This is a genomic window from Acaryochloris sp. 'Moss Beach', from assembly GCF_021497025.1.
Classification (GTDB): Bacteria; Cyanobacteriota; Cyanobacteriia; order Thermosynechococcales; family Thermosynechococcaceae; genus Acaryochloris; species Acaryochloris marina_A.
Map to the genome: position 1 here is coordinate 306,435 of NZ_CP071717.1, position 21,000 is coordinate 327,434.

Annotated in this window: 16 protein-coding genes and 1 pseudogene; 7 read left to right on the forward strand and 10 right to left on the reverse strand. The window is 46.6% G+C overall.

From position 1 onward, the window contains the following. Positions 1–96: 96 nt before the first annotated feature. On the forward strand, positions 97–906 hold the full coding sequence (locus tag HRE53_RS01495) for an ABC transporter permease (RefSeq protein WP_255801111.1): 810 nt from the start codon (positions 97–99) through the stop codon (positions 904–906). 25 nt (positions 907–931) lie between these two features. Here the strand turns inward: HRE53_RS01495 and HRE53_RS01500 are convergent, their stop codons facing one another. The 5 genes from HRE53_RS01500 to HRE53_RS01520 form a co-directional block, all read right to left on the reverse strand. Beyond that, a complete protein-coding gene (locus tag HRE53_RS01500; RefSeq protein ID WP_235108811.1) occupies positions 932–1,384 on the reverse strand; it encodes a hypothetical protein in 453 nt (150 codons plus the stop codon). A gap of 474 nt (positions 1,385–1,858) precedes the next feature. Further along, complete coding sequence (locus HRE53_RS01505; protein ID WP_235108812.1) at positions 1,859–3,523, reverse strand: tetratricopeptide repeat protein; 1,665 nt, start codon at positions 3,521–3,523, stop codon at positions 1,859–1,861. A gap of 23 nt (positions 3,524–3,546) precedes the next feature. Continuing rightward, complete coding sequence (locus HRE53_RS01510; RefSeq protein WP_235108813.1) at positions 3,547–4,854, reverse strand: DnaJ domain-containing protein; 1,308 nt, start codon at positions 4,852–4,854, stop codon at positions 3,547–3,549. A 168-nt stretch (positions 4,855–5,022) separates the two neighbouring features. Then, positions 5,023–5,652, reverse strand: coding sequence for an ABC transporter permease (locus HRE53_RS01515; protein WP_235108814.1), 630 nt, complete (start codon positions 5,650–5,652; stop codon positions 5,023–5,025). After that, entirely contained in the window at positions 5,649–5,927 is a 279-nt protein-coding gene (locus HRE53_RS01520) for a hypothetical protein (RefSeq protein WP_235108815.1), read from the reverse strand. Before HRE53_RS01520 ends, HRE53_RS01515 begins: the two co-directional genes overlap by 4 nt. A gap of 264 nt (positions 5,928–6,191) precedes the next feature. Here HRE53_RS01520 and HRE53_RS01525 point away from each other — a divergent pair, with 264 nt between their 5' ends. Next, the gene (locus tag HRE53_RS01525) at positions 6,192–9,383 is read left to right on the forward strand and encodes a DEAD/DEAH box helicase (protein ID WP_235108816.1); all 3,192 of its coding nucleotides are present in this window, start codon (positions 6,192–6,194) and stop codon (positions 9,381–9,383) included. 110 nt (positions 9,384–9,493) lie between these two features. Here the strand turns inward: HRE53_RS01525 and HRE53_RS01530 are convergent, their stop codons facing one another. Further along, on the reverse strand, positions 9,494–11,569 hold the full coding sequence (locus HRE53_RS01530) for a bifunctional serine/threonine-protein kinase/formylglycine-generating enzyme family protein (RefSeq protein ID WP_235108817.1): 2,076 nt from the start codon (positions 11,567–11,569) through the stop codon (positions 9,494–9,496). A 405-nt stretch (positions 11,570–11,974) separates the two neighbouring features. Between HRE53_RS01530 and HRE53_RS01535 the strand changes: the two are divergent. From HRE53_RS01535 to HRE53_RS01545, 3 genes and pseudogenes are all read left to right on the forward strand, one after another. Then, positions 11,975–13,460, forward strand: a pseudogene (locus HRE53_RS01535) (carotenoid oxygenase family protein). A gap of 77 nt (positions 13,461–13,537) precedes the next feature. After that, entirely contained in the window at positions 13,538–14,101 is a 564-nt protein-coding gene (locus HRE53_RS01540; protein WP_315876534.1) for a Uma2 family endonuclease, read from the forward strand. After that, positions 14,094–14,933, forward strand: a complete 840-nt coding sequence (locus HRE53_RS01545) for an SWIM zinc finger family protein (protein WP_235108819.1) — start codon at positions 14,094–14,096, stop codon at positions 14,931–14,933. Before HRE53_RS01540 ends, HRE53_RS01545 begins: the two co-directional genes overlap by 8 nt. Before the next feature lie 68 nt (positions 14,934–15,001). Here the strand turns inward: HRE53_RS01545 and HRE53_RS01550 are convergent, their stop codons facing one another. Both HRE53_RS01550 and HRE53_RS01555 read right to left on the reverse strand, forming a co-directional pair. Continuing rightward, positions 15,002–16,411 carry an FAD-dependent oxidoreductase gene (locus HRE53_RS01550; protein WP_235108820.1) on the reverse strand — a complete coding sequence of 470 codons (1,410 nt, stop codon included), beginning with the start codon at positions 16,409–16,411 and terminating at the stop codon, positions 15,002–15,004. Positions 16,412–16,870: 459 nt separating this feature from the next. Beyond that, a complete protein-coding gene (locus HRE53_RS01555) occupies positions 16,871–17,827 on the reverse strand; it encodes an ABC transporter ATP-binding protein (protein ID WP_212661926.1) in 957 nt (318 codons plus the stop codon). Positions 17,828–18,396: 569 nt separating this feature from the next. Here HRE53_RS01555 and HRE53_RS01560 point away from each other — a divergent pair. Next, the gene (locus HRE53_RS01560; RefSeq protein WP_212661927.1) at positions 18,397–18,708 is read left to right on the forward strand and encodes a carbon dioxide-concentrating mechanism protein CcmK; all 312 of its coding nucleotides are present in this window, start codon (positions 18,397–18,399) and stop codon (positions 18,706–18,708) included. 63 nt (positions 18,709–18,771) lie between these two features. After that, complete coding sequence (locus tag HRE53_RS01565; protein WP_212661928.1) at positions 18,772–19,098, forward strand: carbon dioxide-concentrating mechanism protein CcmK; 327 nt, start codon at positions 18,772–18,774, stop codon at positions 19,096–19,098. A gap of 30 nt (positions 19,099–19,128) precedes the next feature. Here HRE53_RS01565 and HRE53_RS01570 read toward each other — a convergent pair whose 3' ends face one another. Continuing rightward, positions 19,129–20,001 (reverse strand): DMT family transporter, encoded by an 873-nt coding sequence (locus tag HRE53_RS01570; RefSeq protein ID WP_235108821.1) that lies wholly within the window; start codon positions 19,999–20,001, stop codon positions 19,129–19,131. Beyond that, positions 20,002–21,000 (reverse strand): beta-ketoacyl-ACP synthase 3, encoded by a 999-nt coding sequence (locus tag HRE53_RS01575; RefSeq protein WP_212661930.1) that lies wholly within the window; start codon positions 20,998–21,000, stop codon positions 20,002–20,004.

Sequence of the window (21,000 nt, forward strand, 5' to 3'; positions counted from 1 at the left end):
TTAAATACTGAAGCAGTATAAAGAGTCTGACCTGTAGTCAGTCCAGCAGGTTTGCTTTCATACAATAGAGACTGAACTGATGGAACGAAGCATCTAGTGTTGCAAAACCTCTCAATTCCTCAATCCCTTTTGGCCTTAATCGTACTTCAACCCATTGACCTAGCTTGGGCATTAGGCTTAATGGCGATAGCCATTGGTCTCTCAGCTTGGCAGCAACTTGACTTAACCTGGAGCTTATTTTTAGCAACCGGTCGAACGGTTTTACAGCTCATGGTTATGGGCTATGTACTATGGTTTATTTTTGACTGGAAACATCCAGGTGCAGTTCTAGCACTGGTAGCAGGCATGTTGACCGTCGCCAGTATTGAATCTCGCAACCGCATTGGCAAAGATATTCCCCACCTTATCCCCTGGTTATGGGGTTCCATTTTTATCAGTACGGTTGTGACCCTAAGCTACACGACTGTTTTTATCTTGCAACCGGACAATTGGTTTGACCCGCAATATCTTATTCCCTTAGCAGGGATTGTCATGGGAAATGCCATGAATGGAGCTGCGATCGCAGGGGAAAGGCTCGTCAAAAGCTTAAAAGTAAACCGCAATGAAATTGAAACCCACCTTTGCCTGGGAGCCTCTCCTCAACAGGCGATTGCCCAATATCGCCGTGACGCCATCCGCGCCGGACTCATTCCCACAATTAACGCCATGATGGTGGTCGGCCTCGTCAAACTACCTGGCATCATTACGGGGCAGTTGCTCAGCGGCGTCAATCCCCAAGAAGCGGCTTCCTATCAGATACTTATTATGTTTATGCTCGCTTTCGCCACCTTAGTGACAACCTTGCTGGTGGCAACAGGGGTGTATCGTCAGTTCTTTAATTCATCAGCTCAGTTGACCCTACCCTAAAGGGGGCAGGATTTTCTGAAGTTTATTACTCAGCTTTGACTTCTAAGCCAATATCAAACATGACTTCTCTAACGCCAGGAATATCTTTAGTTTGAGTGACAATACTACGGGCAATATCAATGTCTTGGACATTGCCAAAAATTTGCACCGAACCGCTCGCCACTGCGGCAAAGACTTCTGGGTTGATGTCTGATTGAATGAAAGATTTAATTTCTGGATCAGTAAGCCGTTCAGCTTCCGGCTGAAACTGAACATATTCCAGACCTCGGTAGCGCAATCTAGTGGGGTCAATTTTCAGATCTTCATCGAGAACTCGCTGTCGCTGATCTAAGGCGTTGTCTGCTGCTCCCATTGCCGCCAATTGGGGCAGGTTTAGGGTAAGGGCGGCCACACTATTACCAAACAAGAGTATGCCGACTAGGCAAGCAGCCAAAGCTGAACTCAGCAATCTTTGAGACTTCAAAAAAGGGAGTCTCATCAGCAGGACAGTGATTGTACTGACAAGAAAGAAGACTAGAAACATGGGGGGAGATCAATTCAATACAACACCAGCCAACAGGCCGCATTTCACCGTAACACTTTTTATTCCTTTACATTACATTCTGCCATGCAGAAAAAAGACTGCACCGTAGGAGTTTCAGAGCATGATGGCCTTCTCTTCAGCCCAAGCGTTCAACTCTCAAGCACGACGGCTTGATCCATCAACCCTCAACATCAGCAGGGCTTTTAAGAATGGTTCGAGACCAGCATCCTCTAGGTGGAATGGTTTATCGTCTACTCAACGATGAATCTTTCCTGTTACCAGATTTCCTCAGCTCTGTTCTTTCTCTCGGCTGCTGAGGGGAGCTTCAATCTATATCAGCCCGAGTCAAAACCTTGATACAGAAGACGCCTAACTATTAAGACCATATACTACTCATCATTGTTCTTAGCACCGATCTATTTGGCTAACCTAACTGGAGATCATGGCTTCGTCAGAATTATAACCAGCCATCAACTGCTGGAATGCTGGCTCTGAGCGCAATGGATCCAAGTCCACATCAGAAGCTGCGAGGTCACTGACTTTTAGATCGAGGTGAAGGGCCTGACTCAGCATCTCTAAGGCCTTTTCACTTTGTCCTTGCAAACTAAAGGTGCAGGCCTTGTTATAAACGGCTGTGGCATTCTTAGGCTCTAGGGAAAGAGCTTGATCATAGGAGGCAATCGCCCCTTCAAAATCTTGGAGTTGTAGTAAAGCTGACCCTTTGGCAATCCAGGTTTGGGTCGCATCTGCCCGCAGATTCAAGGCATGGTCATAGCAGCGAATAGCCCGCTCATACTGATTCTGGGGCATTAAGGCTAGCCCTTTTAAGTACCATGCATTCCAAGAAATTGGATCAATATAGGCAGCTCGATCGAAGCTATCAATGGCCGCCTCATATTGGGCCAGATGATAGCGGGCTAAGCCGTGATCACACCAAATATTGGCATTTTCAGGGTCAAGGGCGAGGGCCTGATCGTAGTCGACAATTTCATCTTCATATCGCTGTAATCCTCGCTGAGCCCGTCCTCGATGCACCCAAGCTAAGGCTTGGTCAGACTGCAGATGCAGGGTTTCGTCAAAGGCTGCGATCGCATGTTCGTATTGCTGCATAAACAACAATGCAATCCCTCGGGAATGCCAAGTATCGGCATCGGGTTTCAATTGAATGGCCTGATGGAAAGCCGCTTCAGCAGCTTCATACTGATGATCTTCGAGCAGCAGCTGTCCCCGGTGATACCAATATTGGGGCTGATCGGGATTGGCTTGGACCGCTTGTTCTGAGTTTGCGATCGCACGCTGCAAATCCGCCGTTTGCTGAGACTGCCCTTGGTTCCGAGGGTTAAGGCGTTGACCAATGACCATGGTTGCCACCAGTATCACGAGCGGTAACCAGGTCCACTGGCGAAACACTAAATATCCAATTCTAGAAAACAACACCGGGATACCGAGTTGCTGACTCAAGCCATACACAATTCCCCAAAAGGCGGCATTGGCAGCAGGCACAAACCACAACAAAACAAATAGGACTAGAAAACCGTAACGGCTGTACTTCCTTGCTTGTTTCTGCAAAGGTGGGGAGAGCCAAGGCTCAATAATCCCAAAGCCATCTAAAGAGGGGATAGGTAACAGATTTAAAACGGCACCTGCAACTTCCAACATCCCTAAAAATGCAAGTGCTAACCACACTTGATCTTGGGTGGTCAGGGTTTCTAACTCAAAGGTTCCTAAATTTATCGAGGTTTCCAAAGTCTCCAGCGGATTCCCTAACCGAAAAGGCACTGCCAATAACAACGCCACCATAAACGTTGCTGCAGGCCCTGCTGCAGACATGGCACTATCCCACCAACGATTCCGAATCAGGCTGCGATTGATATAGACTGCCCCCCCTGGCAACGGGATACCACCAATCAGCAGAAAGACAATCGGCATCACCAAGCTCAGGGAAACATCCGTGTACTTGAGGGGATTAAGGGTGAGATACCCCTTATCTTTGACCGTTTTATCTCCACCCCAGTAGGCAATAATGGCATGTCCAAATTCGTGCAGACAAACAGAGACAATCCATCCCAAGAAAACGATGAGGGTAACAATCACAACGGCGGTTTCATTCCTGTCGGTCAGCTAGCAAAGATCGTAAACGTGCCATAGGTCAACGCACTGGTTACCAATAATAGGGTCGGAACGGCCAAAGTAGCACTTTGCTCTGACAAATTATTAACTTGAGAGCAGCCAACATACAGTATTAGCACTGCATCACACCCCAAATAGAATGTAGCGATCCAAACACCAGCCGCCCCAAATTGAATGACCAACCCACTTAAAAACATCAACAGACTCAGGGGTAACAGCGTTGCCCCACTGATAAAGATATCGCTGGCCCAACTACCCCGAGTTCGTGTCAGACTGCGGGCAAGTTGATTTAGAAAAATCAAGCTAAAAAACGGCATCGCGCCGAGTACAAACCGTTCTCCCAAGGTGACCGAACTAAAGACAATCGGAAATAGGTTAGCGGCTAACACACAACCCATTAGGGAGAGGCCCCCATAGCCTAACCCCACTTCAGTGGCCCGTCTGGCAGACAAGCGGGCAAAAGTGGACAACAACCCACCACTCGGGTTCCAAAAAAATTCAGGAATCGTCGTAAAAATATCCTGTAAGAGACCTTGTTCCCTGAATCCTTTTCTTTTGACTTTAACCTCAGATTTCGGGCGGGGACTGCGACCCATCTCTTGCAAGATCACTTGCACTCGGTGGACTTCATCCGGCTCACCTTGGGCTTCAAATAGTTGCGCGGCCCGGCTTAAGTCTTCACGGGCCAACTTTTCTTCCTGCATTTCCAGGCGAGCCCGCCCACGGTGCAACCAGGCTTGGGCATACTCTTCGTCTAGGGCAAGGGCCTGGCTATAGGATGCGATGGCAGCGGGGGCAGATCCTAACTGCAATCGGGCTCTACCCTGATAATAATAAGCCTGGGCAACCGTATCATCTAAACCCAGAATCTCCGCACATTCTGCCAGTACCCCTTCATCATCCCCTTGAACAAACCGCACCTGGCACCGTTTGAGATAGGCATCCAAAAATTCTGGATCCGATTCAATCGCACGGGTGTAATCCTGAATGGCCCCTACATAATCTCTTTCTGCAGCCTTTTGGGTCCCTCGGGCATACAGAGCTTGAGCTGTCGTCAGACCATTGCTACCATCTGCATGAATAAATTCATCCGCTTGGCTAGAAGGATGGAGAGCGCTAGAAATAATGTCATAGGCTTCGCTCAATCGCTGAAACTCAGCTTCAGCACTTGGGTTATCCGGGTGCAGATCCGGATGGCATGTTCTAGCCTGACGCCGAAACGCAGCCTTAAGCTCGGCAGGCGTAACATCCGCAGAAACATGCAGCAGTTGGAAGTAAGGTTGCAAATCTGCCATTAAAGTCTAAATTCAGGATTGATGCCGCTTGATGAGCAAATTCTAGTTCAGAATACGTTAATTAGTTCCCCGTAAGCCATCCCTTCACAAGGCTACTGGCATACTTCTAGAGACCAGATATAAGGCGCTCTTTCACAACCCTATCAAGACAACCAACGGAATGCCCACCTAACGTTGAGGAGTCTGAGGCTGCAACTGTTGTTCCCACAGCCACAACAAACCATTACTGGTGATAGCTAGAAAGCCCACCACAATAGTCCCCGCCCAGATCTTGTCATACCGACCTGCTTGGGCAATTCCCTCAAACAGCAATATGCCCAATCCCCCCGCACCAAACTTAGCTGCAATAGTTCCTAAGGCAATAATGACCGTCGTGACTAAGCGAACACCCGCCAAAAAGACCGGTCGCATTAACGGAACTTGGACCTGCCACCAGCATTGCCAGTCTGACATGCCCATCGCCTGGGCAGCCTCCAATAGCGGTTGAGGAATAGACTGTAAACCCACCACAATACTGCGCACTAAAATAACTTGGGCATACAGAATCATGGCCACAATAGCCGTTGTGGAACTGAGTCCCAGCAACGGAATCAGCAAAATCATCAAGGCCAAGCTGGGAATGGTATAAATCACCCCCAATATCCCCATAACAGGTCCCTGCAGCCACGTCCACCGATAAATGATCCAAGCGATGGGAACGGCAATGATTACGGCTCCCCCTAAAGCAATCCCCGTCATTTGCACATGCTCAAGCAATAATTCCAATACAAGGTCTGGATTTTGGAGGATATAGCTCATGATTTTGAGTGACTCAACCAACCATGCAGGCCAATGGCAGCTAAGATACTGCTCAGCAAGGCCCAAACGCCATCTGCAAACAAATTAATCCGCTGAATATTTTGAGCAGCTTCAGCTTTGAACAGCATAGATAAATCATCTGTACTACGGATAACGTCTTCATAAGCTCGGTAATCGATTCTAAGTTGTTCCCAATCTGTTAACGCTGAATTGCCAAAAACAATCACTCCAGCTACACCTGGAATAATCACAATCAGGAAGAGGAAGTTTCGCATATTCAATCATTAACTCCAGGAATAGGACAACAGTTTCTCACTGGCAATGCTGATCGGTAACAAGAGGTTGCAAGATTGCAACTTCACCGAATTTTTATAGAATCATTAGAAACTACAGTCAATGTATCGTCTGAATATAATTTCATATGCAGAGGTCTGGGCCCATTTTACTGATCATGGCTCGTGGTGAATTGGTCTTTTAGAATCAGCCTGATACAGTTTGATTAACCTTAGATGCCTACCCCCCTGTATTTAACCTAAGTCATGAAGATCATCCACGGAACCTGGATTCCTGACGAAGCAGCATTTATCCAAAAAGGAGCTTTCTACCTTTGGGTTGAAACCACTGAACCTAAGAAGAAGCGCAAAACGGCTCGCTCTATTCATCCCTTTCAGTTGGCCAGTGATGAATTAGAAGACTTCCTCAGCAATGATTTAGGCGTCAAACCAGGCCGTCCCCTAGAGCAACTCATTACTTCTCGGCATTTCTTGCTCCCCAGTACGGATCAAGCTCCCCTACCTTCCCTAGAACTAGCTCGGTACCTAGAGGAAGCCACGCCTGAAACCTTTGAATGGCAGTATTGGCAAGTGAACTGCTTTGAGGTTAAAACCTGGGTAAAGACGGGACAGTATGAACAGCAACCCGTAACCAACATCATCAAGCTGCTCAATGAGCTGCACTTTATTGCCCTCCATAATCTCGCGGATATGCAGTTAGGCACTGACCTACTGTTTTGGTATCACTACACCCAAACCCTCAAGCCCGTATTGCTGAAGGATCAATATATTCCAGCTCTGCGTCACCGAGAGGTATCATCCGCCAAGGGCTCCCGCAGCAAATCTAAATCTCAGAAAAAAACCCAGTCTGTCGAAATTTATCCAGCGTGGGAAATTGTCAGTGAATCCTATGAAACTGAACTAGACCGATTTGTGGACTATATGCCCCTAGCTTGTGTCTCTGGGTTCACTAAAGGTCCAAAATCTCCCACTTTTTATGATCGAAAAACGTTGCTGCGGCATTTTTCAGAGCATTTACTGACTGAAATTATCACGGCGACCTATTTACCCTCGAGCTTTACTAAAAAGATCGCCAGCACTTTACTCGAAGATTGTTTGCAATCGCAAACGGGATTGCAAACTACTCAGAACACCAGTGAGGAGCTATATGAGCAGTGGCGCGTTTGGCGCGATCGCATCCGCAAAACCCAAACTTCAACCTCCTTTTACCTTTGCTTCCAGCTGCAAGATCCACCCCAGCCGGAAGAAGCTTGGCAACTACAGTTCCTCGTTGCCCCCAAGCAAGATCCGTCCCTACAAATTTCCCTCTTGGACTACTGGCGGTTCAAACCCGAAAAGCAGCAGGAATTACAAAAGCAGTTAGGTGAGAGTTTCGAGCAGCATCTGTTGCTCGGCTTAGGGTATGCGGCTCGGATTTATCCCCAGCTTTGGCAGGGATTAGAAACGGACCAGCCGATCGGTATTCCTTTAGAAATTGGTGCTGCCCTAGACTTTTTACAGGAATCCGCCTGGGTGCTAGAGAATGCAGGCTATAAGGTAATTGTGCCCGCCTGGTGGACACCCAAAGGACGGCAGCGGGCCAAAATCAAGCTGCGGGCGAAGGGCAAGTCCCTCTCCAGCACCAACGATAAATCCAAAAGCTACTTCTCCCAAGATCGGTTGGTCGAATATAAATATGACCTCGCCATTGGCGACCAAAAAGTTTCCGAACAGGAATGGCTGGACCTAGTTCAGGCTAAATCCTCCCTGGTTCAGTTTCGCGGCCAGTGGATGCACCTCGACCAGGACAAAATGCAGCAGATGCTGGAATTCTGGAAGACCCAGCAGGCCGAAAACCCAGATATGACGCTCCTAGACTTTATGCGGATGACCGCAGAAGGGGGAGAGGATGTTGAGGTTGATTTTGACCGCGACAAGACCCTCGCCCAGATGCTAAAGCAGCTTCAGGATAAAAGTAAGCTGGATGCGATCGCAGATCCTGAAACCCTTAATGGCACCCTGCGAGAATACCAAAAGCGGGGCGTCTCTTGGCTACACTATCTGGAACAACTCGGTCTAAACGGCTGCTTGGCCGACGATATGGGCTTAGGCAAAACGGTTCAGGTGATTGCCCGATTAGCTCAAGAACGGGAGCAGACCGACGAAACAATCCCCCCCACCTTGCTGATTGCCCCCACCTCCGTGGTAGGCAACTGGCGACGAGAGATTCAGAAATTTACCCCCCATTTGCAATCCATTGTTCACCACGGCAATGAGCGGGCGAAAACAGCCAAAGACTTCAAGATAATGGCTGACCAAAATGATGTGGTTATTACCTCCTTTAGCCTAGCCCGCAGGGATAGCAAGCTATTAGATGCCGTCCCCTGGCACCGAATTGTCCTAGACGAAGCTCAAAATATAAAAAATCCGAAAGCGGCCCAAACCAAAGCTATCTTGAAACTCTCAGCCCCCCATCGCCTAGCCCTCACTGGTACCCCCGTCGAAAATCGGCTCCTAGATTTATGGTCCATCTTCAACTTCCTCAATCCGGGATATCTAGGCAAACAAAACCAATTCCGCAAAAACTTTGAACTACCCATCCAAAAAGACAATGACCGCAGGCAATCCACCACCCTCAAAAAGCTAGTGGAGCCCTTTATCCTGCGGCGGGTCAAAACGGATAAATCGATTATCAAAGATCTGCCTGACAAGGTGGAGCAAAAGCTGTACTGCAATCTCACCAAAGAACAAGCCTCCCTCTACGAAGCCGTTGTCAAGGATATTTCCACAGAGATTGACGAGGTAGACGGTATTCAGCGCAAGGGCATGATTCTCTCAACCCTGCTGAAGCTCAAGCAAATTTGCAATCATCCCCGTCAGTTCCTTCAAGATGAAAGTGACTTCACCCCCGAGCGTTCCCATAAACTCAGTCGTCTCACAGAGATGATCACCGAAGTGATGGAGGAAGGGGAGAGTCTACTCGTATTCACCCAGTTCACCGAACTCGGTGATGCCCTGGAAAAGTATCTACGCCAAACCCACCACTACACCACCTACTACATCCACGGCGGTACCAACCGTAACAAGCGGGAACAGATGATTACGGAGTTTCAAGATCCGGAGACTGGACCGTCTGTATTTATCCTGTCTCTCAAAGCGGGTGGGGTTGGCATCACCCTCACCAAAGCCAATCACGTCTTCCACTTCGATCGCTGGTGGAATCCGGCAGTAGAGGACCAAGCCACAGACCGCGCCTTCCGCATTGGCCAGAAAAAAAATGTATTTGTCCATAAGTTCGTTGCCATCGGCACCCTAGAAGAGCGGATCGACGAAATGATTGAGGACAAGAAAAAATTGGCCGGTGCGATTGTTGGGTCGGATGAGTCGTGGTTAACAGAACTCGATAATGAGTCCTTTAAGAAACTAATCTCTCTCAACAAGAGCGCTATTTTGGAATAAAGTCATCTGGCCCAATAGTGGAAAACTACTGGATGCAAGATTCAGAGTAGAAGAACACTGAACTAATAAGGACAAGAACTTCAGATTGTAATCTTCTAAAGAAGGTAGTCTCATGGAGAGATAGGAGCAGATAAAGCCAAGCGAAAACCTACGGAATCACTGCTATTGCCAGGATTAATGCCACTACGAGATGCAGAACGGCAATTTTTAGGATAATCATTCCATGATCCCCCACGTTTAATATACGCAGAGCTATCCGATTGACTTATCCATACACTCCCATCAGTAGGAGCACCGATGTAGTTTTCACCTTCATTGTAATCCTGACAGAACTCCGAAACGTTGCCATGCATATCGTATAAGCCAAAAGCATTTGGCAAAAAAAGGCCAACCGCCGTTGTCTGCTGTCGCCATTTTCCATGAGGGCCAAGGTGATACTTGCCAGAATGTAATACTCTGTTCCCCAAAATGTAGTCAGTCCCTCGATAGTTGACCAACTCAGTTGTCATGGTTCCCCCAAAATAGAAGGGGGTTGTGGTTCCGGCTCGGCAAGCATATTCCCATTCAGCTTCACTTGGCAGTCGGTAGGCCTTGCCACTTTTCTTGGAGAGTTTATTGCAAAATTCCACTGCATCTTCCCAAGAAATATTTTCTACTGGACGATTTGCACCTGTGAATTTGAATTTAGAAGGGTTAGAGCCAACAATGGCTTCCCACTGTGCTTGTGTAACTGGATATTTCCCTAGGAAAAATGCAGGAACGTTCACTTCGTGTTGTGGGCTTTCTCTATCCAGTCGTTTCAATTCTCCAGGAGGAGACCCCATAAGGAAAGTTCCGTCCGGTATTGCTACCATCTCTAGAGATATTCCATTGCCTATATCCTCAGTAAAAAACTGGGCTTGGCTTTGATCACGTTTGACAATGGTCCCTTTTTCATCGACACTCACGACTTCAAAGTTAAATCTTTGAACATTTGATGAAGACTGAGGTGTAGGCGAAGCACCAGAATCGGGTGATGGACTTCCCCAAAGTGGCTCGAAATCTTCTTCTGGACTCGAAACTGGCTTAACTGAACTGTCCCTAATGATTTTCCATAGCAGCCCACTCCCTAAACCCACTCCCCCAAAAATTGTCAAGGTCAAAAACCGACGTCGATTTCTATTGAATGAGCTTTTAGCTGCAGAGGCAAAAGGACTAACTGAACCGGAGACAGATGATTGGGGAACAGGCTCAGGAGAATGAAAGGACGGATACTGAGAGTGAATAGGGGTTGTTGGTGCTTGAGGATTAGTCTGAGGAGATGCAGCTAAGTCTGAAAGAACTGCTGAAGCAGACTGATATCGATCCTCCGCTTTAATTTGAAGCAGTTTATTCAGAACGGCAAGTAGAGATAGCTCCATGGGATGCGATAAATAATCTTGCCACTTGTTTACCCAGGCATACCCTTGCATTGTCCATAGTTCGCCTGGATATTGCCCTGTTAACAAATGGAAGGCCGTTGCACCAAGACTATATAAATCGCTAGAGGCTGATGCCTTACCTTCCGCAAATTGTTCCATTGCAAAATAGCCAGGAGAGCCAACCTTAGTCCCTGTAACATTAGACTGGCTCATTGAAAGCTGGCGGGCGACTCCAAAATCGATCAAGGCCAAACGACCATCATGGTGCCGGCGCATAATGTTGTCTGGCTTTAAATCCCGATGAACTAGCCCCCCATCATGGATAAATTCTAGGACAGGTAATAAGTCCAGAAAAAATGCTTTAATCTTGACTACATTGAATGGCCCCTCCTGTTGTAACTCTTTTAGCAAGTCTTGCCCCTCTACATATTCCTGGGCTAGGTAAAGAAAACCATCTTCTTCAAAGTAAGCGAGTAAATCAGGAATCTGCTGATTGGCTTTGAGGCGATTTAATTGCTCAGCTTCCCGCATAAACAATTCAACAATCTTCTGATTCGCATTGCTACTCTGCCCCTGATAGAACAACTGCTTAATGACACAAGTGCCATTGAGTTTATCTGTATCCTCAGCTAGGTAAGTCTTGCCAAAGCCTCCTCGCCCGAGAGGTTTGATGATCTTGAAGCGGTTTCTAAGTCGGTGGGATAACTTTGTTCCGCAAGACAGACAGAACTTATAAGACTCTTGATTTAGAGGCTTCTCACAATCTGGGTTAAGACAGCAAAGCATCGACTTTTAAACGATCGGTATTTCTTTTATCCATCAGCATAACTGCAGGGCTATCATCTCAAACAGTACCCGTCTGTGCGCAAAAGTGATTTATGAAGAGTGCGAGTATGCAATCACAAAAGACGTGAGGATAGGACCTAGAAAGTTTTCTAACAGATTCATTGGATCTTAGGGTAATCGTAAGACTTAATCCAAATGAAAAAGGTTGCTCCTGAAAAACAAACTTTGAAAAATTTTTGAATTCAGGCTTATGCAAGTCGAACTGAATGATACAGACCACTTGATTTAGCTTGTTCAAAGAAAGTAAGTCACTGATATTAGCTAGTAACTAATTTGCGACATCTCAAACCTGAGCCTAGGGACTTTTGAGCTAAGATCATTACAGATTGTAACGATACCAGCAGAATGGCTACATCAACAGCAGCTTTAAATGAGAAAAGCTCCCTCGTCAAAGACTGGGCCAAAGGCTATGAATCTCAGCTTACTGAATATAATTATTGGATCGATGAAATAGAAGGCACCATTCCCCCCAGAACTCCAGGGCACATTATTTCGCAACGGGCCTGGAAGCTTAGAGGTCAACAGCCAAAAGATCGGACATCCCTTCGATGGAGATGGCATGATCTGTGCCATCACATTCCAGGAAGGACAGGCCCACTTCCAAAATCGCTACGTTCGTACAGAAGGCTATCTCAAAGAGCAAGCAGCTGGGAAGATCCTGTATCGAGGGTTTGGCACCCAAAAAGCAGGGGGATGGCTAGCGAATATCTTTGACACCAATTTCAAAAATGCAGCGAATACTAGTGTTATTTACTGGGGAGATAAATTATGGGCCATGTGGGAAGGCGGTCAACCCCACCAGCTCAACCCTGAAACTCTAGAAACGATTGGCACAAACAATTTGAATGGTTTACTAGAGACCAAGCAACCTTTTTCAGCCCATCCTAGAATCATTGACAATCGATTTATCAATTTTGGCGTTAAGGGAATTACGCCCCAAAGCTTAACCATCTTTGAATTGGATGAATTTGGCAATAAATTAGAACAGCATTCTCATCCGTTATCAGGATTCGCATTTTTGCACGATATGTTGGTAACGGAAAATTACTACATCTTTGTGCAGCATCCGTTTCAAGTGAAAGGATTGCCTTTCCTGCTGGGATTCAAAACCATTGAACAATGCTTTGACTTCAACCCAGAGCAACCGACCAAAATCATATTGATTTCTCGCCATGGCAATCATGATCTAGAGATACTAGAAACCGATTCATTTTTTGGCTTTCACCATGGCAATGCCTGGGAGAAAGACGGGAAAATATACTTTGAATCCATTTGTAGTGACTCCTTCCCGCAAAAGCAACAGGAAGAATTGGATTTAGCAGCCATTAGCTTTGATGATTTTCCCAACGGAGAATTATGGGAGTTTGAGTTAAATTTATCCCCAAAAACTGTTGTCCACCGCAAAGTTATAGAAAGAGGCTGTGAATTTCCATCCGTCAATCCGGCATGGGTGGGTAAAGCGCATCGTTATGTCTACATGAGTGCTTGCAATAGTTCAGCTGAGAATGGCCCACTGCAAGCCATTCTGAAGCTAGACAAAGAAACCGGCGATCAGCAGATATGGAGTGTGGCCCCCAAGGGATTTGCAGGAGAGCCCATTTTTGTCCCTCGTCCTCACGGCACCCAAGAAGATGATGGATGGTTAATCTCACTCGTTTACGATGCGGCCACCCATCACTCTTATGTAACTATTTTAGATGCTCAAGATCTGAATCAAGTGATTGCAAAATTACACCTTAAACATCATGTCCCCCATGGATTCCACGGGAATTGGACCTCTAAAATCTTCCTTAAATCTTCCAAGGATTCACAACCGTCATCAAAGAATTAGGCCCTAATCTAAAAAATCTGCAGAAGCAGACTACATTAGACTTAGCCCCATCCTGATTGTCTAAGGTAAAGCACATCATAACTCAGGCTGTAACGCGAAAACTAACCCTAAATGAGTTTCTCTCGCTTCCTGAGGGTGAAACGGCCTGTGAACTCATCGATGGAGCAGCTGTTCCCAAAGTGTCCTCACACCGTTTCCATTCAAGAACTTGTCTAGCCTTAAGCAGAACTCTCGAGAATTGGGCTCTTTCTAGAGGAGAGATTGGGGTTGAATGGGCTGTTGTTCTATCCCGAGGGGACAAACCTTGGGTTCCTGTCCCTGACTTGCTCTATATCTCTAATGATCGTCTCTCTAGCATGGGAGATGAAGATGGTCCCTGTCCTCTCCCACCAGAACTGGCAATCGAAGTCATTTCACCCGATCAATCTTTTGGGGGTATGGCAGAAAAGGCAACCGATTATTTGAGCGCAGGCATATCTAGAGTCTGGATTGTAGATCCTAAGGCAAAAACTATTACGGTGTTTATGCCTGAAAAATTACCTATTACCTATCGAGAGGATCGTGTTCTGAGTGATGAATTATTGCCGAGTCTAGCACTAACAGCTCAGGACGTTTTTAGAGGAGTAATTACCCATGGCTAATTTCAGTCGCACCTGGTGGGGCCAACGATTTCTGACGGCAATTGAGCAGATTACCGATCCGGGACGCTTGGGGCGAGGGCGATCCTATGCTCGGGGGAACAAGGTCAAGAGCTTCATCATTAAGGATGGGTCAGTGAAGGCTGAAGTTCGAGGCTCGGTGAACCCCTATTTCGGGGTGTATAAAGAGCCGTTGTATAAGACCAGCATTGAATTTGAGTCAATTAGCAAAGCCAATTGGGCTGCTGCGATCGCATTTATCGCATCCAAAGCCAGTCTGATCTCAAGGCTGATGCTAAACGAAATGCCCGACAACATTGAAGATGCCTTTGCCAAGCTGGATTTGAACCTTCTGCCCCACCGTGACTCTAACTTCACCACTCAATGTTCTTGCCCCGACTGGAGTAATCCCTGCAAACATATTGCCGGCGTCTATTACCTCTTAGCTGCTGAACTCGACCAAGACCCATTTTTACTGTTTGAGCTGCGGGGTTTATCTCGGGAAAACTTGCAAAAGGAATTGGCTAAATCTCCCCTGGGTCAAGCGTTATCTGCTGAGCTAACAGCCCAGCAAACAGAACCAGAACCTGACACAAGCTATTACACCCAACCCCTCACCACATCTGCACCCGAGATCGAACAGCTCAAAGACTTCTGGCAAGGGGAAAAGCGGCTTCCCCAAACCATTAATGCTCCACCTTCAACGGGGGTCTCAGGAATTTTGGTTAAAACCCAAGGCGACTTTCCAGCCTTTTGGCCAAAGGAGCAATCCTTCTTAGCCGTCATGGAAGAATTCTACGATCGAGTTAGGGACAAGAGTTCTGCAGTCACATAAGATGGGTCCACAGCACCGATTCCCCTCAATGCGTCCAGTGATTCGATACGACCGTATTCACTATGAGCCTAAGCACTTATTTTGGACAATTCCAATGTGCTCCATTCTGGTTCTAATAAATGGACTAAAAGCAGATCTACAACTTGTTGAGCTGAGTTGTAACAATCCTCATGTAGGCCCGTTCCCCAAGTCCACCCTCCAGTAAAGTAAATACTGTTTTGACCTTGTACTCCTCTACGATGTCTTCCCCATAAAAGTTTCTGAGCTTTTAGAGATTCAGTATTCACCATATTGTGCTTAAAGTATGCCTGGGCAGGTGTACCGTCGGGTTGTTTAAGGACATACTCCTCTGGGATAGGAATAGCAGGATTGAGCGTCACAAAATATTCCATCTCATTTGCATCTTGATGCAACCGGTTGTTGACATCATTTTGGTGCCGATTGCAGACATAAGAAATGGTATAGGGGCGCAGTTGTACATCACGCTGAATCAGTAAATTGTAAGTACGCCAATGATCTTTATTAGGTGGGAGCAAAGGGGCATATGTATGGGCAACAGCCACGCTATTGCTGTAATTAAACTGGCTCAACACCCGTACCATGTCATTGGTAATACCTTGTTGGAGCAGCTGTAATGAAGTTGAGGCATGACAGGCCATAATAGCGGCATCAAAATGCTCATATTCACTATGGTCAATCAGAACATTGACTCCGGATATACCTCCCAATACTTGAACACAGGCATTACAGACAATTGATATACCTTGCTGAATCAGAGCATTTTGTAAAGCATCGATCCAAGTCTGGCATCCTCCTTCGATATATACTCGCTCTGGCGTATCACCACCAAAGCCTTCCTGTAAGCAGTAGTGGTTCATAATCGCGACAAACGACATCGTAGAGGGTGCCGTATCGTTGACGAAATACATGCCGTTAATGCGAGGGTAGAGATTGTACTCAACAAATTCCACCGGATAAAAATCACGATCGTGGTCGTGATTCTTTTCATTGCGATACTGAATATACTCCGCGATCGTGAATTCAGCGAATTGCGGATCTTGGCAATCCAATGGTGCTTGCCGACTAAAGTTGTCAAAGCCTTTCTGTACAGCAGCAGGCATAGTTGTAAAAGATCTAGTTCCCGCTCTATATCCAGGCTCAATTACATAAGAAATAGAACCATCTAAAGTGCTAAATGCCGCTGAGTTCTCCAGGGGTTTATAGGGCACCTTTAGCTCTTTTAACAGAGCCAGAATATTTTTGTAAGTGGCAATATTAAAGTCGTTCACGCCTAGATCAGCCCAACGCAAGCCAGATGAGTGACGGGAGCTGCCAACATTTAATTGCGCCGTATGAACATTACCTCCTACTTGAGTATCTTTCTCAAAAATAGTAATAGAGGCATCAGGTCTTTTTTTCTTGAGAAGGCAAGCAGCCAATAAACCTGAAATTCCTGCCCCAACAATTGCAATTTTCATCTCTCACAAAGCTCCGTTAGTATTCATTAGTGAGAGGAATCACTTGCTACTCATAAGGTTCATCCCCTTGGGTCTTCCTGACATAATGCCCTGTTCATTCAGCGAACTAACACTCCCGACCTGCCATTCTTATTGTCATTTTTGGCAACAAAAACCAACCCTATAGATGCTCAAATATTTCTCATAACTGACAATCAAATCAAGACACTTAAAATAACAGTTGATTAATACTTTCAAAAAATATTCTTACTAATGCTTTTAACCACCAATCTCTAAATACAAAAAACAGGTGAATCAAGTTATTCCACAATTAAATGCATTGAATTTATGATCAAGAGTAAATTTTTATCCTAGATTCTTCTATCGAATATCACCCTAAATACGAGACCATTTTTATTCGTATTAGTGAGGAGCGATCAGGTGACTGTCTTCCTAGATTTAAATTCGCAACCTTTCTGGTTAAATTCGCAACCTTTCTGGATCTTGCCAAACCGATTGAATATGGTTTAAGTCCAAAATACCAATCACAGCATCCCCTTCCATTACTTGTAACTGAGGCTGTTTTGACTTCAGTAGTATGGATAATGCTTGTCGTAGAGAACTGTGACTACCAATTTTAGGTAAGTGTTTAACAACACATGCAGTTGACTCCATAACACTTTGGACGGTTAGAACGGATAGCTGTTTCAGTGCATCTTGAGTGCCTACTAATTTCTCGACAAAAGTAGAGGAAGGTTGGGTTAGAATTTGCCACGGTGTCCCGTATTGGACCAAATGTCCCTGATTAAGAATCAGAATTCGATCTGCTAATCGTAAGGCCTCTTCAATATCATGGGAGACGAACAGAATCGTTTTCTGAAATTGTTGCTGTAGCTGCTGCAGTTCGGCCTGCAGAGATTTACGGGTAATAGCATCCAAAGCCCCAAAGGGTTCATCCATCAGTAACACTTCTGGCTTGGCTGCCAAAGCTCGGGCTAACCCTACTCGTTGCTGTTGTCCGCCAGAAAGTTGGCTGGGGTAACGCTTGCCAAAATCTAGGGGAAGTTGAACGAGTTCCAATAATTCTTCTACCCGAGCAGCAATCTCAGTTTTGGGCCACCCCAATAATTTAGGAACCACCGCAATATTTTGGGCAATGGTCATATGGGGAAATAATCCCGCTTGTTGAATGACATATCCCATTTGGCGACGAAGAGTCGTTAAGGAAATGGTGTGAATGTTTGTGCTATTGAAGAAGATCTGTCCTGATGTTGGCTCATATAAACGATTAACAAGCTTTAGCAGCGTGGTTTTACCACAGCCCGATGGTCCCAAAAGCACCACCAATTCTCCGGCCTTGACTTCAAAGGTGCAATTGCGCAGTGTTGGCTCTGGCACACCTGGGAATTGCAAACTTACCTGTTCAAAGTGCAGCATATTCTTGAAGGCTTTTCAGGAACGATCTATTACACAGGGCATTCACGGAAGAATTTATTGATGTATTGTCTCTGCCGTCAGTTTGAAGGTAAGTCATCAATACTGAGTCATCTCCAACCAATTTTTCAGGAAAATTCTCGAGCAGCACCCACTTTTCTCCAGAGTGATGAACAGTCTACCCCAGACCTCTCTGTCAAGACAGTCATATAGTTTTGAATCCTTGGCTGAAGTTCATTAGTCATAAGCCTTCTAATAAGTCATTGTCAGAATCAGAAGCGAGCTATATAAACTGGTGGCAAATACTCAGAGACGGATCCTGACCAGCTCAAGGAAATTTGCACTTATCCATACAGGAGGTACGGTGCATTGCCTCCCTGTCGTATCAACTGTCCAACCTGTCATTTACCAATTTGCGAACACTTTTTTTCGGATCATCCTCAACGCTGTGGTCAATATCTATGGCCACAAGATAAGAACCATGACATTGTCGAGGGCAATGACTATCAGCGGTAGAACGATTGAGGTATAGTTTGTACTGCAGGTAAAGGGTTAGCACCGGAGAAAAAACAATGCCAGTTGCCGTTGGAATGATTGAAACCTATGGATATCCTGCTGTTTTGGCAGCAGCAGATGCCATGGTCAAAGCCGGTCGTGTTGCCCTGATGGGTTACACAAGCTGTGCCAGCGGTCGCTATGTTGTCTCCATTCGTGGGCCAGTGGGAGAAGTGAAACAGGCTATGGCGGCAGGTATTGCTTCTGTTGAGAATATGCCGGGTTCAGCAAAAATTGAATCCCACTATCTAGTCCCTAATCCCCCAGAAAATATCGATTCAGTGTTGCCTATTGGTTACAACGATCGCTCAGAACCGTTTCGAACTTAAACGGTTCGTCCATCGATTCATTACCTTCTTTTTACATCCGTATTCTTTTTGAGGAAATTTGGAATGCCACAGGCAGTTGGGTCACTGGAAACTAAAGGATTCCCCCCCGTATTGGCGGCAGCAGATGCCATGGTCAAAGCAGGGCGAGTGACCTTAGTCGGTTATATTCGGGCGGGAAGTGCCCGGTTTACGATCAATATTCGCGGGGATGTATCTGAAGTCAAAATGGCCATGGATGCTGGTGTGGCAGCTGCAGAAAAAACACCCGGTGGTGTTTTAGAGACTTGGGTGATTATTCCTCGTCCCCACGAAAATGTAGAAGCAGTCATGGATATCGAATTCGGCGACGAAGTAGAAGAATTTCGCCGTGCAGTTGAAGGGATAGCCTAAGTCTTGGGGGGATAAGTTTTCCCCTCATTTTCAGGAATTTTTAGGTGTAAACAGATCATTTGCGATCGCAGTTCCTAACAACACCAATCCACATCCGATCACCATCGATATCGTCACGATTTCTCGCAACGCTAATGCCCCCCAAAGCATGGCAAACAAGGGAATGAGATAGGCGACGGTCAAAGTCTTGCTAGGCCCCATAGCTTTGATCAAGTGGTAATAGAGCATCTGAGCCAGAACTGAAGAAAGGAGCGCCAAAGCTAAGACGGAAAGTAAAGCTTTGGGCGAAGGGAGCTGACTAGGAATTGAAAAGGGAAGCAACGGTACAAGGATCACCGCCGCACTGAGTTGACTCCCCGTCGTCACTACTAAAGCAGACACATCCGCAAACTGCTGCTGAATATAGGGGGCAGAAATAGCGTATAGCAAGGCCGCCAAAAGTCCTGCAGCAATCGCGATGCCCTGATTGAGGGTCAGTGGAATATCCTGCCAACCCACTAATAGCACCACTCCCAAAAAACCAATCGCAAATCCGATCAAGCGTGGACCGGAGAGCGCTTCCTGGAGCCACAGCACCACAATCCATAGGCCAAATAATGGGGTGGTGGCATTCAAAATAGCCGTAAACCCAGCAGATAAGAATAAAGAAGCATAGGCTAACAGGCAGAACGGCAAGGCCGCATTCAAAATACCCAGCAGCATCAAAGCTCGCCAATGTCGCTGAATCTGAGGCCATAAGTCTAATTTGAGCACCACCGGCAGTAAGGTCAGACTGGCGATCAACACTCGCAGTTCAATCAACCAGATGGGTCCCCATTCAGGCGCTGCAATCCGAGTAAACAGAAACGAACTACCCCAGATAGCGGCTAACAACAGCAGTTTAAGAAAATTTTGAAGGGACAACTAGCGCTGCCACTGAAAGATAGCGGCTCCCCAACTCAAGCCAGCCCCAAATCCAGAGGCAGCAATCGTATCACCGGGTTTGATATGGCCTTGGCGAACAGTCGCGTCCAGTGCCAATGGGATCGTGGCAGCAGAGGTATTGCCATAGTTGGCGATGTTACTAATCACCTTTTCCGCAGGAACCTTAAGGCGTTTGGCCACCGCATCTAGAATGCGCTGATTCGCCTGGTGCAAAAGTAGCCAGTCAATATCGTCTGTTGTCAGGTCAGATTGGAAGAGGGCTTTCTCAACCACTTCAGGCACTCGATTGACTGCAAACCGATAGACTTCCTTACCATTCATGGAAATGGGTTGATATGTTCCTTGACTCACATTAATTCCCCCAGTTAAGGGACGAGCCTCGCCCTGATATTGGACATTGAGACAATCATGTAAACAGCCATCGCTGTGTAAAGCAAATCCAAGGAGACGATCGGTTTCATTGGCTTGTAGCACAACGGCCCCTGCCCCATCCCCAAAAAGGACGCAAGAGCGACGATCGGTCCAATCCACCCAACGAGAGAGCACATCAGCTCCAATTAGGAGGACATTGCGGTAGACCCCCATGCGGATAAATTGGGCAGCCGTAATCATGCCAAACACAAACCCAGAGCAGGCGGCAGTGAGGTCAAAAGCAACTGCGTGCTTTGCACCAAGTTCAGCCTGAATTTGACAAGCACTGCCAAACAAGTCATCAGGGGTTGAAGTGGCCAGCAAGATGAGATCAATATCGGTGGCCTCAACTTGGGCCATGTCTAAGGCGTTTTGAGCTGCGATCGCACCTAGTTTCGCCAAGGTATCATCTGGACCCGCGAGATGCCGAGACCGGATGCCCGTACGACTGGCAATCCACTCATCAGAGGTATCAACGATTTGGCTCAGACCATGATTATCCAGGGAAGTCTCAGGAGCAGTAGAGCCGCACCCAGTAACTGCCAATCCAGTGGCCATTTGCTGCAC

Excerpts from the sequence above, each read along its gene's own strand:
- HRE53_RS01520 (WP_235108815.1), bottom strand. The coding sequence starts at position 5,927 with ATGCGAAACTTCCTCTTCCTGATTGTGATTATTCCAGGTGTAGCTGGA.
- HRE53_RS01545 (WP_235108819.1), top strand. The coding sequence starts at position 14,094 with ATGGCTAATTTCAGTCGCACCTGGTGGGGCCAACGATTTCTGACGGCA.
- HRE53_RS01525 (WP_235108816.1), top strand. The coding sequence starts at position 6,192 with ATGAAGATCATCCACGGAACCTGGATTCCTGACGAAGCAGCATTTATC.
- HRE53_RS01515 (WP_235108814.1), bottom strand. The coding sequence starts at position 5,652 with ATGAGCTATATCCTCCAAAATCCAGACCTTGTATTGGAATTATTGCTT.
- HRE53_RS01560 (WP_212661927.1), top strand. The coding sequence starts at position 18,397 with ATGCCAGTTGCCGTTGGAATGATTGAAACCTATGGATATCCTGCTGTT.
- HRE53_RS01510 (WP_235108813.1), bottom strand. The coding sequence starts at position 4,854 with ATGGCAGATTTGCAACCTTACTTCCAACTGCTGCATGTTTCTGCGGAT.
- HRE53_RS01530 (WP_235108817.1), bottom strand. The coding sequence starts at position 11,569 with ATGCTTTGCTGTCTTAACCCAGATTGTGAGAAGCCTCTAAATCAAGAG.
- HRE53_RS01500 (WP_235108811.1), bottom strand. The coding sequence starts at position 1,384 with ATGAGACTCCCTTTTTTGAAGTCTCAAAGATTGCTGAGTTCAGCTTTG.
- HRE53_RS01555 (WP_212661926.1), bottom strand. The coding sequence starts at position 17,827 with ATGCTGCACTTTGAACAGGTAAGTTTGCAATTCCCAGGTGTGCCAGAG.
- HRE53_RS01550 (WP_235108820.1), bottom strand. The coding sequence starts at position 16,411 with ATGAAAATTGCAATTGTTGGGGCAGGAATTTCAGGTTTATTGGCTGCT.
- HRE53_RS01565 (WP_212661928.1), top strand. The coding sequence starts at position 18,772 with ATGCCACAGGCAGTTGGGTCACTGGAAACTAAAGGATTCCCCCCCGTA.